This window comes from Mycobacterium sp. SMC-18, assembly GCF_045310895.1.
GTDB lineage: Bacteria > Actinomycetota > Actinomycetes > Mycobacteriales > Mycobacteriaceae > Mycobacterium.
In genome coordinates this window covers 37,295-53,968 of sequence record NZ_JBJIAL010000006.1, presented here as the reverse complement: position 1 = coordinate 53,968, position 16,674 = coordinate 37,295, and the positions used below count along the sequence as shown (strand labels likewise).

Here is a 16,674-nt window from a genome sequence, read left to right as displayed (position 1 = left end):
GAATGCGGTGTGGCGCCGGTCGGCGCCACACCGCATTCGTCTGTTCAGGACGGCCCGTGCCGTCACCGCCGCAGGTCCAACAACTCCTCCTGGAACCCGCCGAACCGTCGGCCCGGTTCGACGAGATGCACTTCGAGAATCCAATGACATTGCCGCCCTTGGGAATCCAGTCGCCGCATCGGCAGGTCCGAGCCGGGCGCCACATAGGAGTCGATCTCGTGGCCACGGATCTTCTCGTGTGGAAACTCCCCGACGAGGTGTCCAGCGATCGCGCCACCGAACTCCCAGCCGGCAGCGCGACTCAACCCGACGACGTGGTCGAACAGCTGCGCGCCGGTGATGTCCGGGGTCGACTCGAAGTGCGCCCGTGCCGCTTCCCACACCTTCGGTAAGTCGTTGCGCAAGGCCAACTTTCGCGGATCGTCGCCGAGCACGAAGGTACGGCCGAAGTCGGCTTCCCACTCTTCGAAGAGCGGGCCGAGGTCGACGAACACGATGTCGTCGTCGGTGATCACCCGGTCGGGCGGATTGTCCCGCGCGGTCGCGAGCGTGTTCTCGCCGCCATGGACGATCCGCTTGTGCCAGTGCCGGGTGACGCCGAGGATTTCGGCCGCCAGATCACGGATCTCGTCGGTCACCTGACGCTCGCCGACGCCCGGCCGGATCAGCCCGCGTTCTTCGATGGCGACGAACAGTTCCGACGCCTTGTCCTGAGCATCCAGAAGCCGCGCGGCCCGCATGCCCTCGTCAAACTTCTCCACCGCACCGATGCTAGGCGGGCCGCACGAACTCCCACCCGGCCGCCCGCATATCGGCGATGGCCCCGGCGTAGCCGGCCGCGGTACCCGAGCCCGGGTGGTTCATGTGGGAGATGACGATGGAACCGGGCTGCGCTCCAACGACATTCGCGCGCACCCGGGCCGCGGGCAAGGTGGCGCCGCAATCACCGTTGACGCTGAACCCGAGCGGCTGCAGCCCGAGGTCGCGCACGATCTCCACGGCCACGTCGTCGTAGTGCGCGGTGCCGGGCCGGAACCAGGTGGGTGCCCGGCCGGTCAGTGCGGTGAGCTTCAGCTGGTTGCCCCACACCTCGTCGACGACCTCGGCGGCCGACCGCGTGCCGGCGATGCCGTAGGCGGCGCGGCCGGTCACCGACAGCGGCACGTGACGGGTGCCGTGGTTGCCGATCTCGAACAACGGGTTGGCGGCCAGCTGCGCGGCGCGGTCGGGATGCTGGTCGATCCACCGGGAATTGAAGAAGAGCACCGCGGGCACGTTGTTGCGCTGCAACGTGTCGAGCAGCGCGTCGTCGACTCCGCCGCGGCAGGCGTCGAACGTCAGCGCGAGCTGGCGCCCGCGGGCCGGCATCGACGTGACGATCCCGGGCAGCGCCATCCCCCATTGCGTCGGTACCCGGCGCGCGTACTGGCCGGCGACGGCGCTCGGATCCTGCGCGGCGACGCTCGGCGCGGCCAGCGCCAGCGAACCGGCAGCTGCGGCCCCAGCAGCCAGGAAGACGCGTCTGGTTATCACCGCACGGACGCTAGGCCGGGACTCTGAACAACGCGTGTCCGCAGCCTGTGAGTTCGCCCCGAACCGCGTGAACGACGGGCCGTCCTATGGTGAGAGTCGAGGAGCCGGACGCTCGATGGCCACCAGGAGTCGATCATGTCGTTGGTAGTACCGCCTTATCCCCCGGCCCGGTACACATCCGCTCAGCCAGAAGTCAGTGCCACGCTGCGGCGCGGTGACGAGCCGCCCGATTACGACTCACACGGCGTGATCCAGTACCACTACCTCGCGAACCAGAAGAAGACCGCGGGCGACTACGGCCTGTACCGCGTCGACATCGCGCCGCGCGGCGGTGGCCCGGGCCCGCATTTCCACCGCGCCATGTCCGAGGCGTTCTTCGTGCTGTCCGGCACCATGACGCTGTACGACGGCACCGACTGGGTGCGGGCCGGCCCCAACGACTTCCTCTATGTCCCGCCGGGTGGCATCCACGGTTTCCGCAACGAGGCCGACGAGCCCGCATCGGTTCTGATGCTGTTCGCCCCGGGTGCACCCCGCGAGGCCTATTTCGAGGGGTTCGGCCAACTCGCCGACATGACGGACGACGAACGTCGCGAGTGGTTCATCAAGCACGACAACTTCTTCGTGGAATAACGCCCGGCGGCCGGGCCTCGGACCGGCGTTCTCTCGAGCCGTGCACATTGAGTCATTTGTCTCTACCGGCCAGTAACACAAACATCCCATGATGTGCGTTGCCGTCAATATTTGTTCGATCCGTGATCGAACCGACGGAAAAGTCAGGTAGACGCTGCCGCCACCATCCGGCCGCAGCGAATGAGAGGAAACCCATCTTGCACGCCGCCGTTCGATCGTCCGTCCTTTCCGGAGCCACCCTGCTGACAGCGGGAGCCATCGCAGTCACTCCCGTCCAACCACTGGCCCACATGCCGTCGCTCCCGTCGATCAGTCACGCGGTGTCGACTGCCGCCGTCAACCTGACCAGCAGTCCGTTCGACCTGTACGGCCAGGTTCTGAAGACCGCCGCCGGCAACCTGCAGGCCGACGTCAAGTCCTACCTGGACCTGGGGCTTTTCCCGATCCTGCGTCAGATTCTGACCAACCAGGTCGGCACCATGACCGGTCTGGTCAACGCGCTCGGCGAGAGCGGCAAGGCCGTGGTCACGGCGCTGACCAAAGAGGTGCCCGGCTACCTCGGGGCCGCGTTCAGCGACCTCGGCAAGGCCAACGTCGAGGGCGCGCTCAACAACCTCCAGCTGGCGATCGTGCTGCCCATCTTCGCCGCGATCAACCCGATCGGGCCCCTGCCGAAGGCCCTCGGCAACCTGATTTCGCAGCCGCTGCAGAGCGTCATCAACATCGCCAACGATCTGCCGAACATCATGCTCGAGCTCGGCGTCGGCCTCATCGGACCGGTCGCCAGCACCCTGGGCGCCATGGGGACCGCCACGCAGAACGTCATCAACGCGATGAAGGCCGGCGACCTCGGCAAGCTGGCGACCGCCGTCATCCAGGCGCCCGCCACCGTCATCGACGGCCTGCTCAACGGTGGCTACGGCCCCAACCTCGGTGCGCTGCTGGGACTCAACATCCCCGGCTTCAACATCTACGGCGGCGGCCTGTTCGGCGGCGGGGCAACCGTCCCCGGCGGCACCACGATCGCCGGTACGGTGCAGGCCATCGTCGCCGTCGTGAAGTCGATCCTCAACGACATCACCCCCGCCAAGCCGGCTGCGGCTGCCGCAACGACCACCACCACCAAGGCCGTCTCCGATATCGCCGCCGTGCCCTCCACCACCGCCACGACGGTGACACTGAGCACCGCCTCAGCGACGAAGGCCGGCGCGACCGACACCGCGAGCACCGACAAGGTCAAGGCGACCGGCTCGACGAGCGAGTCGACCGGTTCGGCAACCGAGGGCACGACCAAGGCCGGTGAGACCAAGGCCGGCGAGACCACCGGTTCGACGAGCGACGGCACGTCCACCGGCACCGACGGCAAGACCACGGACTCGACGTCGGCCGGTGGCACCAAGACCGGTGACAGCAAGACCGGCGACACCAAGACGGGTTCCAGCTCCAGCAGCTCGGGCTCGTCCTCGTCCTCCTCGTCGTCGTCCTCGGCCAACGATGGCACCAAGACGACCACCCCCGGCCGCAAGGGCCATCAGGGCAAGGCGGGCTCCGACTCCGGTTCGAGCGCCGGTGCCGGCGCGGGTTCGTCGTCGACCTCTTCGGGTTCGGCGTCCGGATCGGACTCGGGTGCCAAGGGCGGCAGCACCAAAGGTGGCAGTGACAAGGGCTCGCACACCGGCTCGAAGAGCAAGTCGAAGTCGCACAGCGCGGCCTGACACGTGAGACCGGTCGGCGGCGGCGGATTTTCCGTCGCCGCCGACTTTCCGTTTGCGGACCTCAGGGACGGTCGCTCGTCCAGCCGGCTGGGCGCGCCACATCATGAATCTGATGGCGGCTGGTGACACCGAGCTTGGGGAACGACCGATACAGGTGGTTGGACACCGTTCGCACCGACAGGTTCAAGATGCTCGCGATCTGCGGGTTGGTGTACCCCTCGCTGACGAGGTAGACGACGTTGTGTTCCTGCGAGCTCAATGTGCCGGTCTGCACCGACGACGAATGCGGTCGCACCCCGGCCGCCCGCAGCTCACGGGTGCACAGGTCGACCCACGGCGCCGCGCCGAGGTCCTGCATGACGGTCAGGGCCCCGGCCAATTGGTGCTGGCAGTCCCGGCGCCGTCGGTGCCGGCGCAGCCATCCGGCGTAACTGATGCGCAGCCGCGCCCGCTCGAACGGCCACCGGTTGCCTGCCGGATCGGCGAGCGCCTCGACATAGCGCGCCCCGGCGGTCTCTGGATTGAGGACGGCGTCCGCGTGCGCGACCAGTTGCGTCAACCGCGGTGACACGGATCTGGGTAGATGACTCACGATCCGGGTCAGTTGTTCGCGGGCCCGATCGATGCGGCCCGTCAGCACAGCGGCCTCGGCGTAATCCGCCAACGCCAGATACGACGCATACGCGTGCAGCGGCAATCCGGACTCGTCGAACAGCTCCGCCAGTTCGGCGTGGGCGGTCGTGTCCTGGTTCTCGGCCAGGGCGATCGAACCCGCGATGTGGTGCATCCACGCCGCCAGCGCGGGCCGGTCCCGGAAATCTGCCAACGCCGCGGCCGACTTGAGGTGCGCACGGCCGGTGGCGATCTGCCCGCGCCGGGTCGCCACGGTGGCGATCACCAGATCCGCGATCCGCGCGACGACCGGAACGCCGGCGACGGCCGCCGAGGAACTCATGGTGGTTGCCGCGTCGACGGCCTCGTCCCAGCGGCCCGATTCGACGAAGGCCCAGGACAGGGCGGTCGAGGCCAAGCCACCGAAGCGCGGCGCCAGCGCTCCGGTGTGCGCGCCGCGCAGGCAGCGCACCGCCAGGTCAGGTTCGCCGGCGAGCCAGGCCGCCGCCCCGACCGCGGTGAGCCCGACGGCGTCGCCGACCCGGCCGGACAGCGCGACGATCTCCGGCGACATCAGATGGGCCCGGTGCGGATCGGTGGCGGTACGGATCCAGAGCCGGTCGGCGAGTGCGGGTACGTTCCGGGGTGCCGCGGTGTCCTCCAACTGCCGCAGCAGGCGGGTGACACCACATCGCCCCGCGGCGTCGTCGGCGATGAAGGTGACTGTCGCGGCCACCCGCAACGACTCCCAGGCGACCGCCGGAGCGACGTCGATCGCCAGGCCGGCCGACTCGAGCAGCAGGTCCAGCACCCGCTGGTTGTCGGCATCCCAGCAGCGCGCCGATCCCAACTCGGTGTGGGCGCACACCCGGGAGATGACGTCATCGACGCCGTCGAGCGCACACCGGCTCAGCGCCGCGGCCCAGTGCGGGTCGCCGGCGTTGCGGGCCAGGGGCGCGGCGCGCACCAGATGCCGGGCATGCTCGCCGATATCGGTGGTCAGCATCGCCGCGCGCTGCATGGTCACGGCGGCGGCCAGGTAGCCATCCCGGCGCAGCACCTCGTCGCAGGTGTCGGCCAGCTGCGCGGCCAGCGCATCGTCGGGTTTGAGCGCCGCTTGCGCGCGATGCCAGACCTGCCGGTGCGGTAGCGCGGCCAGGGCAGCGGCGAGCCTGAGATGTGCCGCCGAGCGGGCTGCCGCCGGGGCCCGGTGATACGCCGCGGACCGGAGCAGCGGATCCAGGAACCGCACGCCTCCGGGCTCGACCCGGACGATCCCGGCGATCTCGGCCGGCGCGAGGACCTGGGGGTCCGCCAGCGCCGCGGGCATCAGATGCCGCAGATCCTGATCGGAGGCCGCCGCGAGCACGAGCAGCGCGGCCCGCGTCGTCCCGGGCAGCAGCGCAAGGCGGCGGCTGTAGATGCCGAGGCTCGCGGCGGGCAGCGCCAGGGGCTCGGCGGCGGGACCCACCGTGAGGTCAGCGGCCGCGGCGGTCTCGGCGAAGGCGATGACGGCCGCGGGGTTGCCCGCGGCGGCCGTCAGCACCTGCTCGCGGCGCAAGCCGCGCGGTACCGATGGCTGCCGGTCGAGCAGCACGGCAGCGTCACCGCGCTCGAGCGGCAAAAGTTCGATCTCGACGGCGCGGCCGTCCCCGCTGAGGATCTTCCCGGCCGTGGCCGGGATCGCCAGCACGACGGTCAACGACCGCCCTGCGCTGCGACGGGCCGCGAATATCATCGCCGTGCGCGACGGGGCGTCGAGCCACTGCCCGTCGTCGATACAGACCAGGACCGACTGCCGCTTCTCCACCGCGTCCAGGAGGCCGAGCAGCGCCATGGCGACCCGGACGGTCTCGAGTTGCTCCCCGCTGGGCGACCGCAGCGCCTCGTCGATGACGCGCTGGTACTGCCGCGCCTCGTCGCCCCAGCAGCCCAGGGCGTGCACGAGCTGGTGGACGCCGGCGAACGGGGTATCGGCTTCACCCGGCGTTCCGGCGATCGACAGCACCCGGAACCCGAGCTCACAGGCGTGCCGGCAGGCGACGTCGAGCAGTGCGGTCTTGCCGGAGCCGGCGGCACCGGACACCACCACGGTGCGCCCGCGCGGGGTGTCGCTGATCGCGGCGATCAACCGCGAAAGTTGTTCGCCGCGACCGACGAGTTCCGGGGGCGGCGCGGCCAACCGTTCCGGACAGGGCTCAGCGACCACACCACCTCCTGTGATCCACGTCCCACCCGATGCCGAACGTTAGGCAGGCCTCACCTTACTGTCAACTAATTAGTTAGTTAGCAAACGCCGACCCGGCAGCTAAAATCTCCGAAATGGGCCACCCGCGAGACTCCGACGCCACTCGGGCGCGGCTGCTCTGCGCGGCGACGACGGAATTCGCCCAGTACGGCATCGCCGGGGCCCGGGTTGATCGCATCGCCGCCAACGCGGGCGCCAACAAGGCGCAGATTTACCATTACTTCGGCAGCAAAGATCAGTTGTTCGACGCGGTCTGGGCCGCGATGACGCAGCGGTTCTTCGCCGACAGTCCGGTGGTCGCCGACGACCTGCCCGGCTACGCCGCCCATCTGATCGACGTCTATGCCGGCCAACCCGAGGTCGGCCGGCTGATCGCCTGGCACCGGTTGGAACGGGCCGACGATTCGGCGGCGGGCTTCCCCGGCGACACCATGCACGAGCAGATTGCGTCCATCGCCACCGCGCAGGCCGAGGGCAAGCTCACCGGCGAGCTTCCCGCTCCGGTGCTGTTCACCCTCGTTCTCACCATCGCGTCGATGTGGCACAACCTCAGCCCCACGCTGCTGGGCGTGATCGGCATCGACGATCACGCCCAGCGCAAGGCAATCGTCTGCGACGCGGTGACGCGCCTGATCACCACCGCGGCCGGCGACACCGCCGGGCCGAGCGCCAGGACACGCCGGGCAAATGTGCATCCGCCAAACCCGTTGCCCTAGACTGCCCTTCGACCAAGGAGGAGTCTTCGGGTGCGGGCTTATGCAGCGCCCAGCACCCAGGCTTTGCGGGGCTGGCAACGTCGGGCTTTGGTGCGGTATCTGACCGCCAAGCCGCGTGATTTTCTTGCTGTCGCGACCCCGGGTGCAGGCAAGACGACCTTCGCCCTGCGGATCGCCGGTGAGTTGCTGACAGAGCGCACCGTCGACCAGGTCGTGGTCGTCGTCCCGACCGAGCACCTCAAGACCCAGTGGGCGGAAGCCGCGGCGCGCGTCGGCATGGCGCTGGACCCCAAGTTCAGCAACTCGACGGGGCAGACGTCGTCGGACTACCACGGCATCGTCGTCACCTATGCCCAGGTCGCCAGTCACCCGACCCGACACCGGGTGCGCACCGAGAACCACAAGACGCTGGTGATCTTCGACGAGGTCCACCACGGCGGCGACGCGAAGAGTTGGGGCGAGGCCATCCGCGAGGCCTACGACGATGCGACGCGGCGCCTCTGCCTGACCGGGACCCCGTTCCGGTCCGACGACAGCCCGATCCCGTTCGTGCAGTACGAGCCCGACGGCAGCGGCCATCAGCAGTCGGTGGCCGACCACACCTACGGCTACTCCGACGCGCTCGCCGACGGCGTGGTGCGCCCGGTGGTGTTCATGGCGTACTCGGGTGAGGCCCGCTGGCGCGACAGTGCCGGCGAGGAGCACGCGGCCCGCCTCGGCGAACCGCTCACCGCCGAGCAGACCGCCCGGGCCTGGCGTACCGCGCTGAACCCCGAGGGTGAATGGATGCCCGCGGTGATCGCGGCGGCCAACAAGCGGCTGGGGCAGTTGCGCCAGAGCATCCCGGACGCCGGCGGCATGATCATCGCGACCGACCAGACGACGGCCCGCGCCTACGCCAAACTGCTGCACACCATCACGGGCGAGGAAGCGACGGTCATCCTGTCGGATGACCCGACGGCGTCGGCTCGCATCTCACAGTTCTCCGAGGGCACCAGCCGCTGGCTCGTCGCGGTCCGCATGGTGTCCGAGGGTGTCGACGTGCCGCGGCTCGCGGTCGGTGTCTACGCGACGAGTGCGTCGACCCCGTTGTTCTTCGCGCAGGCCATCGGCCGGTTCGTGCGCCTGCGACGCAAGGGCGAGACGGCCAGCATCTTCCTGCCGTCGGTGCCCAACCTGCTGGAGCTGGCCAGCGAGCTGGAGCGCGAGCGCAACCACGTGCTCGGCAAGCCGCACCGCGTGTCCGACGGCCTCGACGACGAACTGCTCGAGCAGGCGCAGAAGAAGGAAGACGAGAAGTCGGAGCTGGAGAACGGCTTCGAGATGCTCGGGTCGGACGCCGAGCTGGATCAGGTGATCTTCGACGGCTCGTCGTTCGGTACCGCGACCGAGGCCGGCAGCGACGAGGAAGCCGACTACCTGGGCATTCCCGGCCTGCTGGATCACACCCAGATGCGCGACCTGCTTAGCAGGCGCCAGGACGAGCAGCTGCAGAAGCGCAGCGCCAAGGCCGCTGCCACGGGCGCACCGCCCCCACCCATGACCACGCACGGTCAGCTCCGCGAGCTGCGCAAGGAACTGAACCTGCTGGTGGCGGCGTTCCACCACCGCACCGGCAAGCCGCACGGCTGGATCCACAACGAGTTGCGGCGCCGCCACCCCGGTCCCCCGGTGGCGGCCGCGACGCGCGAGCAGCTGCAGGACCGCATCGCCGCGATCCGCAACATGCAGCGGGAGCTGACGGCCTAGAGCCGTCAGAGCCCGAGCAGCACCGGCAGGTCGGCGACGGAGTCCACCACGTAGTTCGGCTGCATCGCGAATTCGTCTGCGGCCCAACGGTTCAGCGTGTCCTGGCGGAACTTTCCGGTCCGCACCAGCACGCCCGTCATCCCGACGACCTGGGCCGCGAGGACGTCGTTGTTGAGGTCGTCGCCGACCATGTACATCTCTTCGGGTTCGACGCCGAGCCGCGCGGCCGCGGCCAGGAACCCGGCGGGCGCGGGCTTGCCGACTGCGGTGCCCTGATGACCAGTGGTCTGTTCCAGTCCGGCCAGATACAGCCCGGTGTCCACCCGTAACCCGTCGGCGGTGTTCCACGCGTTGCTGCGGTGCATGGCGACGACGGGGACGCCGCGGGCCATCCAGTCGTAGACCCAACTGAGGGTCAGATGCGTGTATTCGGACCCCGCGCCACCGAGGAGCACCACATCGGGCGTGTCGGGCTGCTGCGGGCCAGCGAAGTCGGAGGCGTACACCAGATCGACACCGGGCATGTCCGCACCGATCTGGCCGCTGTTCACCAGGAAACATCGGGCACCGGGGTAGCGGTCGCGCACGTAGTCGGCGGTCAGCACCGCGGCGGTGACGACCTCGTCGGCCGCGACCTCAATGCCTGCCGCACAAAGCAATTCGGCGATCTGCTGACGGGTCTTGGTGGTGGTGTTGGTCAGGAACGACCGGGCGATCTGGCGCTCCTCGAGCGCGCGCAGGGTCTCGGCCGCACCGTCGATGGGACGCCACGAGGTCACCAGGACACCATCGATGTCGAAGAGCACCCCGCCGATTGCCATGGTGCCGACAGTAAACGCCCGCCGCTCCCGCGCAACTCAGGCGGTCCGCTCGGTAGTGTCTTCGGCCATGACCACCAAATGGACCGCCAATGATGTGCCGGACCAGACCGGGCGGGTGGCGATCGTCACCGGCTCCAACACCGGGCTGGGATACGAGACGGCGCGGGTGTTGGCGGGCAAGGGCGCTCGCGTGGTGATGGCGGTGCGCGACACCGGCAAAGGCGACGACGCCGCCGCCCGGCTGCGGGCGAGCACCCCGAACGCCGACGTCGTCGTGCAGAAGCTGGACCTGGGTTCGCTGACCTCGGTCCGCGCGGCGGCCGACGACCTGCGGGCGGCCTATCCGCGGATCGACCTGCTGATCAACAACGCCGGCGTGATGTACCCGCCCAAGCAGATCACCGCCGACGGCTTCGAATTGCAGTTCGGCACCAATCACCTCGGCGCGTTCGCGCTCACCGGACTGCTCATCGAGAACCTGCTGTCCGTCCCGGGTTCGCGCGTGGTGACCCTCGGCAGCATCGCGCACCGCATCCTCGGGAAGATCGACTTCGCCGACCTGCAGTGGGAGAAGCGCCGCTACAACCGGGTCGCGGCGTACGGGCAGTCGAAGCTGGCGAACCTGATGTTCGCCTACGAGCTGCAACGCCGGCTCGTGGCCACGAACGCCGAAACCATCTCGGTCGCGGCCCATCCCGGCATCTCGAACACCGAGTTGATGCGCCACATCCCCGGCTCCGGCCTGCCCGGCTTCAACCAGATCAGCGGGCTGGTCGCCAACAGCCCCGAGGTCGGCGCGCTGGCCACCTTGCGGGCCGCCGTCGACCCTGATGCGCGCGGCGGCGAGTACTACGGGCCTTCCGGTCTCCTCCAGCTGGTCGGCCACCCGGTGCTGGTGCAGTCGACCGCCCAGTCGCACGACGCCGGCATCCAGCGGCGGTTATGGGCGGTGTCCGAAGAGCTCACCGGCGTCACCTTCGCGATCTAGCGTCATGCGGACCGTCGAGGAACATCAGCAGGTTGTCGCCGGACTGATCAGCGCCCGGCCCGCCGTTGCCGTGCCGCTGGCCGACGCGCTGGGGCTGGCCCTTGCCGAGGACGTGGTGGCGCCGCTGTCGCTGCCCGGTTTCGACAACTCGGCGATGGACGGTTACGCCGTCCTGGCCGCCGACGTGGCCACCGCCACTGCCGACAATCCAGTGAAACTGCCTGTCGCCGAAGATACTCCGGCCGGTCGCACCGACCTGCTGACTCTGGCGCCCGGCACCGCACACCGGATCATGACCGGCGCCATGCTGCCGGCGGGCGCCACCGCGGTGGTCCAGGTCGAGGCCACGGACGGGGCGACCGACGTCGTGTCGATCTACTCGGAGGTCCCGGAAGGCCGGAGCATCCGGCGGGCCGGCGAGGACGTCACCGCCGGGATGACGGTGCTGTCCGCCGGCGAGGTGCTCTCCCCCGCGGCCCTGGGCCTGGCCGCCGCCCTGGGCCTGGCCGAGCTGAAAGTGATTCCGCGGCAACGGGTCCTGGTGCTGTCCACCGGAACGGAGCTGGTCACACCGGGCACACCGCTGCAGCCGGGACAGATCTACGAGTCCAACGCCGTGATGCTGGCCGCCGCGCTACGTGAGGCCGGCGCCGACGTCACGACCGCGCCGGCGACGTCCGACGACGTGGCGCTGTTCCGGGAGACGCTGGCCGGGCATGCCAAGAACGTCGACCTGATCGTCACCACGGGCGGCGTCAGCGCCGGCGCCTACGAGGTGGTGAAAGACGCCCTTTCCGGCGATGTCGAGTTCGTCAAGGTCGCGATGCAGCCCGGCATGCCCCAGGGCGCCGGGACCGTCGGCGGCACGCCCATCGTCACGTTGCCGGGCAACCCCGTCTCGGCGCTGGTGTCGTTCGAGGTCTTCATCCGGCCGCCGCTGCGGGCCGCGATGGGCCTGCCGTCGCAGCGGCCGCGCCGCTCGGCGACCCTCACCGAGAAGCTGACCTCCCCCGCCGGGAAACGCCAGTTCCGCCGCGGCGTGCTCGGCACCGATGAGCAGGTGAGCAGCTACGGCCCGCCGGCGTCGCACCACCTCCGGTGGCTGGCGACGGCAAACTGCCTGCTGGACATCGGCGAGGACGTGGTCGAATTAGCGGCTGGATCGCCCGTGCCCGTCTGGGATCTCAGTTAGAGCCCCGCAAACCGTAGAATCGAGTCCCCATGGCCAGACCTGCGCGCCCCCCAGCTGACACTCCAGAGTCCGAACTGTCACGTTTCGTCGACCTGGTCCGTTCCACCGTTCCCCCGATGCACCCGGCCGGGCTGCCGTTCGTCGGCGGCGCCCTCGGTGTCGCCGCGATCGGCCACCGCAAGCGCTGGGTCCGGGCGGCCGGTCTGGCCGCGGCCGCCGCGTGCGCCGGGTTCTTCCGGCATCCGCCGCGGACGCCACCGAGCCGGCCCGGCGTCGTCGTCGCGCCGGCCGACGGCCTGGTGACGCTCATCGACGAGGCCGTCCCGCCCGCCGAGCTGAACCTGTCCGACGAGCCACTGCCGCGCGTCAGCATCTTCCTGTCGCTGTTCGACGCGCACGTCCAGCGCGCGCCGGTGGCCGGCGAGGTGATCACCGTCAAGCACAAGCCGGGCCAGTTCCTGTCCGCCGACAAGGCCGAGGCCAGTGAGGACAACGAGCGCAACAGCCTCTGGCTCCGCACCGCCGACGGCCACGACGTCGTCGCGGTGCAGCTCGCCGGTCTGCTGGCCCGCCGCATCGTGTGCAGCACCCACCCGGGTGCGCACCTGGCGCTGGGCGAGACGTACGGCCTGATCCGGTTCGGCTCCCGCCTGGACACCTACCTGCCGAAGGGTTCGGTGATCGGCGTCGAGATCGGGCAGCGCGCCATCGGCGGCGAGACGGTGCTGGCAGACCTGCCGAGCGGGTCGCCGGCATGAAACCCCGGATCAAGACTCCGCAGGTGAGCCTGCGGAAGCTGGTCCCCAGCGCCCTGACGGTCGCTGCGATCTGCCTGGGTCTGTCGGCGGTGAAGTACGCCCTCGACCACCGGCCCACCGAGGCCATGGCACTGCTGGCCGGTGCCGCGATCCTCGACGCGCTCGACGGCCGCGCCGCCCGCATGCTGAACGCGACGTCCAAGATGGGCGCCGAGATCGACTCGCTGGCCGACGCCGTGAACTTCGGTGTGGCGCCGGCGTTCATCGTGTACGCGACGCTGCTGGAGCACAACACCTCGCCGCTGGCGTGGATCGTGGTGCTGCTGTACGCGGTGTGCATCGTGCTGCGCCTGGCCCGCTTCAACGCCATGCTCGACGTGGAGGGCCCGGCGTTCGAGAAGGAGTTCTTCACCGGCATGCCGGCCCCGGCCGGCGCGATCGGCGCCATCGGCCCGCTGGCGGCCAAGATGCAGTTCCCGGGCCCGTGGTGGGATTCGCACTGGGGTCAGGTGTTCATCTGCGTGTGGCTGATCGGTGTTTCGCTGCTGGTGGTCAGCACCGTGCCGATGCGCAAGGTGCACACCTTCGCCATTCCGCCGAACATGGCGTTGCCACTGCTGGCGCTGCTGGCCATCCTGGTGGCCGCCTCGGTGATGTACGGCTACATCGTGATCCTGGTGATCATCGTCGCCTACGTGTTGCACATCCCGTTCGCCATCCGCACCAAGGCCTGGCTGCGTGCGCACCCCGAAGTCTGGGACGACAAACCGCGGGAACAGCGGCAGGCCCGCCGCGCCATCCGCCGTGCGCAGCCGCGGCGCACCGACCGCGGCCAGCGCCGGTCCACGGCCCGACTGCGGTTGCGTAGGCCGGGTCCGCGTCGATGACGCAGGGCGTGCGGGACGCGGCGTCACCTGAACCCCCACCGGGCCAATTGCGGCTCACCGCACGGCTCAACACCTCGGCACTCGACGCCCGTCGCGGCGTGGTGATGCTGCACCCGGAAGCGATTGCCGCCCTGGGTATCCGCGAGTGGGACGCGGTGTCGCTGACCGGCACGCGCACCACCTGTGCGGTGGTCGGTGTCGCCGCCGCAGGCACTCCCCCGGGCACCGCCCTGCTCGACGACGTGACGCTGTCCAATGCCGGCATCCGGGCCGACGCGCCGGTGCTGGTGTCACCCGCGACGGTGTACGGCGCCCGCTCGGTGACCGTCAGCGGTTCGCGACTGGCCAGCAGTTCGATATCGCCGGCGACGTTGCGAATGGCATTGCTGGGCAAGGTGATGACGGTCGGCGACACGGTGTCGCTGCTGCCGCGCGATCTCGGCCCGGGCACCTCGACGTCCGCGGCCACCGCTGCGCTGGCCACCCAGGTCGGCATCACCTGGACCTCGGAACTGCTCACCGTGACGGGCGTCGACCCCGCCGGCCCGGTCAGCGTGCAGCCGAATTCGGTGGTCACCTGGAGCGACGCGACCGTCGTCACGGCCACCGTGGCCGCGCAGCCGGTGATCTCACCGGCCGAAACCGGTGCCGCCCAAACTCTTTCGATCGATGATCTCAAGGGCATGACCGCCCAGGTGACCCGCCTGACCGAGTGGCTCAAGCTGGCGCTGGACGAGCCGCAGTTGCTCGAAACATTGGGCGCCACCGCCAATCTGGGGGTCCTGGTGTCCGGGCCCGCTGGCGTCGGGAAGGCCGCCATGGTGCGGACGGTGTGCGCGTCGCGTCGCCTGGTCGAGCTCGACGGCCCGGAGGTCGGGGCGCTACGCGCGGAGGACCGGCTCGCCGGTGTCGCCGCTGCCGTGAGTTCGGTGCGCGACGGCGGTGGCGTCCTGCTCATCACCGACGTCGACGCGCTGTTGCCCGCCGTCGCCGAACCCGTGGCCACGTTGATCCTGACCGAGCTCCGCAAGGCCGTCGCCAGCCGCGGTGTGGCATTCATCGCGACGTCGGCCGTGCCCGACGGCGTGGACGCCCGCCTTCGCGCCCCCGATCTCTGCGACCGTGAGCTGGGGCTGACCCTGCCCGACGCGGCCACCCGCAAGGCCCTGCTGGAGGTGCTGCTGCGGTCGGTGCCCGCCAAGGACCTGAACCTGGACGAGATCGCCGAACGCACACCGGGATTCGTCGTCGCCGATCTGGCGGCCCTGGTGCGTGAGGCCGCGCTGCGGGCGGCCGCCCGAGCCAGCGCCGACGGCGCCGAACCCGCCCTGACGCAGGATGACCTGACCGGCGCGCTATCCGTGATCCGGCCGCTGTCGCGGTCGGCGACCGAGGAGGTCGCGGTCGGGTCGGTGACCCTCGACGACGTCGGCGACATGGTCGCGACCAAACAGGCGCTGACCGAAGCGGTGCTGTGGCCGCTGCAGCACCCGGACACCTTCGAGCGGCTGGGCGTGGAACCGCCCCGCGGGGTGCTGCTGTACGGGCCGCCCGGCTGCGGCAAGACATTCCTGGTGCGGGCGCTGGCCAGCTCCGGCCGGTTGTCGGTGCATGCCGTCAAGGGCGCCGAGTTGATGGACAAATGGGTCGGTTCGTCGGAGCGCGCGGTGCGCGAATTGTTCCAGCGCGCACGCGATTCGGCGCCGTCGCTGGTGTTCCTCGACGAGATGGATGCACTGGCCCCGCGCCGCGGCCAGAGCTTCGATTCCGGCGTCACCGACCGCGTGGTGGCCGCGTTGCTCACCGAGCTGGACGGCATCAACCCGCTGCGCGACGTCGTGGTGGTGGGCGCCACCAACCGGCCGGATCTGATCGACCCCGCGCTGTTGCGGCCGGGCCGGCTGGAGAAGCTGGTCTTCGTCGAGCCGCCCGACGCCGAGGCCCGTCGCGAAATCCTGCGTACCGCAGGCAAATCCATTCCTCTGGCGCCCGACGTCGACCTCGGCGAGCTGGCCGGAGACCTCGACGGTTACAGCGCTGCGGACTGCGTCGCCCTGCTGCGCGAGGCCGCGCTGACCGCGATGCGCCGGTCGATCGACGCCGCCGATGTCACCGCGGCCGACGTGGCCAAGGCCCGCGAGACGGTGCGGCCGTCGCTGGATCCGGTTCAGGTGCAATCACTTCGGGAGTTCGCCGAGGGCCGCTAGGACCCTGCCAGACCCACGACGGCGCGCATCGCGGCCCGGACGCGGCGTTCCAGCTCACCGGGGTCGGTGCTGTCGAACTTGCCGTCCAGGAACAGGAATGCCAGGCCGTGCACGAGCGCCCAGACGGCGTCGCTCAACGCGTCGGCGTCGGCGTCCGGAAAAACGCGGGCGATGTTCGCGCGGAGGTAGTTCGAGATCGCCGCGACGGCGTCGGCCCGCTCGGGGCTGCCGGCATCGCCCTGCTCGCTGAACATCGCCCGGAAGAGCGCGGGACGCCGCAGCGCGAATCGGACGTAGGCGATGGCGACGTCGGCGATCTCGTCGGCCGTCGAGGGGGTCTGGCTGACGGCCACGAGGTCCTGCGCCAGTTCGCGATAGCCGACGGCCGCGACGGCCGACATCAGCGCGTCGCGGTCCTGGTAGTGCCGGTACGGGGCGGCCGCGGTGACCCCGGCGTGCCGGGCGACGGCGCGCATCGACAGCGCCGCGGCGCCTTCCTCTTCCAGCAGCGCCAGCGCCGACTGCACCAGGGCGGTCCGCAGATCGCCGTGGTGGTACGTCACTTTCGCCGTCATCCTGCGTCCCGTCTCACAAATGTTGACACTGTTTACATTG

Annotated in this window: 14 protein-coding genes; 9 read left to right on the top strand and 5 right to left on the bottom strand. The window is 70.0% G+C overall.

All coding sequences use genetic code 11. The features are described 5' to 3' along the window. Positions 1 to 62: 62 nt before the first annotated feature. Together ACJH6J_RS07330 and ACJH6J_RS07325 are read right to left on the bottom strand one after the other, a co-directional pair. Positions 63 to 740 (bottom strand): M24 family metallopeptidase, encoded by a 678-nt coding sequence (locus ACJH6J_RS07330; protein WP_406803795.1) that lies wholly within the window; start codon positions 738 to 740, stop codon positions 63 to 65. A gap of 31 nt (positions 741 to 771) precedes the next feature. Further along, entirely contained in the window at positions 772 to 1,533 is a 762-nt protein-coding gene (locus ACJH6J_RS07325) for a polysaccharide deacetylase family protein (RefSeq protein WP_406803758.1), read from the bottom strand. A gap of 135 nt (positions 1,534 to 1,668) precedes the next feature. On the opposite strand from ACJH6J_RS07325, the gene ACJH6J_RS07320 reads away from it, so the two are divergent. Beyond that, positions 1,669 to 2,166, top strand: coding sequence for a cupin domain-containing protein (locus ACJH6J_RS07320; protein ID WP_406801536.1), 498 nt, complete (start codon positions 1,669 to 1,671; stop codon positions 2,164 to 2,166). A 290-nt stretch (positions 2,167 to 2,456) separates the two neighbouring features. Continuing rightward, positions 2,457 to 3,881: a hypothetical protein gene (locus ACJH6J_RS07315; RefSeq protein ID WP_406803757.1), complete on the top strand. Its 1,425-nt coding sequence runs from the start codon at positions 2,457 to 2,459 to the stop codon at positions 3,879 to 3,881. A 61-nt stretch (positions 3,882 to 3,942) separates the two neighbouring features. On the opposite strand, the gene ACJH6J_RS07310 is transcribed toward ACJH6J_RS07315, so the two are convergent. After that, the gene (locus tag ACJH6J_RS07310) at positions 3,943 to 6,702 is read right to left on the bottom strand and encodes an AAA family ATPase (protein WP_406803756.1); all 2,760 of its coding nucleotides are present in this window, start codon (positions 6,700 to 6,702) and stop codon (positions 3,943 to 3,945) included. Between the two features lie 113 nt (positions 6,703 to 6,815). Between ACJH6J_RS07310 and ACJH6J_RS07305 the strand changes: the two genes are divergently transcribed. Next, positions 6,816 to 7,457 carry a TetR family transcriptional regulator gene (locus ACJH6J_RS07305; RefSeq protein WP_133425441.1) on the top strand — a complete coding sequence of 214 codons (642 nt, stop codon included), beginning with the start codon at positions 6,816 to 6,818 and terminating at the stop codon, positions 7,455 to 7,457. 30 nt (positions 7,458 to 7,487) lie between these two features. After that, positions 7,488 to 9,206, top strand: coding sequence for a DEAD/DEAH box helicase (locus ACJH6J_RS07300; RefSeq protein WP_061010274.1), 1,719 nt, complete (start codon positions 7,488 to 7,490; stop codon positions 9,204 to 9,206). Positions 9,207 to 9,211: 5 nt separating this feature from the next. On the opposite strand, the gene ACJH6J_RS07295 is transcribed toward ACJH6J_RS07300, so the two are convergent. Continuing rightward, complete coding sequence (locus tag ACJH6J_RS07295; protein ID WP_133425442.1) at positions 9,212 to 10,027, bottom strand: HAD-IIA family hydrolase; 816 nt, start codon at positions 10,025 to 10,027, stop codon at positions 9,212 to 9,214. 67 nt (positions 10,028 to 10,094) lie between these two features. Between ACJH6J_RS07295 and ACJH6J_RS07290 the strand changes: the two genes are divergently transcribed. From ACJH6J_RS07290 to ACJH6J_RS07270, 5 genes are read left to right on the top strand one after another with little or no spacing between them, the layout of a single operon-like run. Further along, on the top strand, positions 10,095 to 11,015 hold the full coding sequence (locus ACJH6J_RS07290) for an SDR family NAD(P)-dependent oxidoreductase (protein WP_064858681.1): 921 nt from the start codon (positions 10,095 to 10,097) through the stop codon (positions 11,013 to 11,015). Positions 11,016 to 11,019: 4 nt separating this feature from the next. Further along, positions 11,020 to 12,207 (top strand): gephyrin-like molybdotransferase Glp, encoded by a 1,188-nt coding sequence (glp, locus tag ACJH6J_RS07285; RefSeq protein WP_406803755.1) that lies wholly within the window; start codon positions 11,020 to 11,022, stop codon positions 12,205 to 12,207. Positions 12,208 to 12,236: 29 nt separating this feature from the next. Continuing rightward, positions 12,237 to 12,965 (top strand): phosphatidylserine decarboxylase, encoded by a 729-nt coding sequence (locus tag ACJH6J_RS07280; RefSeq protein ID WP_073694729.1) that lies wholly within the window; start codon positions 12,237 to 12,239, stop codon positions 12,963 to 12,965. After that, complete coding sequence (pssA, locus tag ACJH6J_RS07275; protein WP_318986634.1) at positions 12,962 to 13,852, top strand: CDP-diacylglycerol--serine O-phosphatidyltransferase; 891 nt, start codon at positions 12,962 to 12,964, stop codon at positions 13,850 to 13,852. The genes ACJH6J_RS07280 and pssA overlap by 4 nt, the downstream gene beginning before the upstream one ends. Then, positions 13,849 to 16,059, top strand: coding sequence for an AAA family ATPase (locus tag ACJH6J_RS07270; protein WP_406803754.1), 2,211 nt, complete (start codon positions 13,849 to 13,851; stop codon positions 16,057 to 16,059). Before pssA ends, ACJH6J_RS07270 begins: the two co-directional genes overlap by 4 nt. Here ACJH6J_RS07270 and ACJH6J_RS07265 read toward each other — a convergent pair. Further along, positions 16,056 to 16,634, bottom strand: a complete 579-nt coding sequence (locus ACJH6J_RS07265; RefSeq protein WP_406803753.1) for a TetR/AcrR family transcriptional regulator — start codon at positions 16,632 to 16,634, stop codon at positions 16,056 to 16,058. The genes ACJH6J_RS07270 and ACJH6J_RS07265 overlap by 4 nt on opposite strands. Positions 16,635 to 16,674 lie beyond the last annotated feature (40 nt).

Bases quoted from the DNA above. Each gene is read 5' to 3' on its own strand.
- ACJH6J_RS07315 (WP_406803757.1), top strand. From the start codon at position 2,457: ATGCCGTCGCTCCCGTCGATCAGTCACGCGGTGTCGACTGCCGCCGTC.
- ACJH6J_RS07295 (WP_133425442.1), bottom strand. From the start codon at position 10,027: ATGGCAATCGGCGGGGTGCTCTTCGACATCGATGGTGTCCTGGTGACC.
- ACJH6J_RS07320 (WP_406801536.1), top strand. From the start codon at position 1,669: ATGTCGTTGGTAGTACCGCCTTATCCCCCGGCCCGGTACACATCCGCT.
- ACJH6J_RS07305 (WP_133425441.1), top strand. From the start codon at position 6,816: ATGGGCCACCCGCGAGACTCCGACGCCACTCGGGCGCGGCTGCTCTGC.
- glp (WP_406803755.1), top strand. From the start codon at position 11,020: ATGCGGACCGTCGAGGAACATCAGCAGGTTGTCGCCGGACTGATCAGC.
- ACJH6J_RS07330 (WP_406803795.1), bottom strand. From the start codon at position 740: ATGCGGGCCGCGCGGCTTCTGGATGCTCAGGACAAGGCGTCGGAACTG.
- pssA (WP_318986634.1), top strand. From the start codon at position 12,962: ATGAAACCCCGGATCAAGACTCCGCAGGTGAGCCTGCGGAAGCTGGTC.
- ACJH6J_RS07280 (WP_073694729.1), top strand. From the start codon at position 12,237: ATGGCCAGACCTGCGCGCCCCCCAGCTGACACTCCAGAGTCCGAACTG.
- ACJH6J_RS07270 (WP_406803754.1), top strand. From the start codon at position 13,849: ATGACGCAGGGCGTGCGGGACGCGGCGTCACCTGAACCCCCACCGGGC.
- ACJH6J_RS07265 (WP_406803753.1), bottom strand. From the start codon at position 16,634: ATGACGGCGAAAGTGACGTACCACCACGGCGATCTGCGGACCGCCCTG.
- ACJH6J_RS07290 (WP_064858681.1), top strand. From the start codon at position 10,095: ATGACCACCAAATGGACCGCCAATGATGTGCCGGACCAGACCGGGCGG.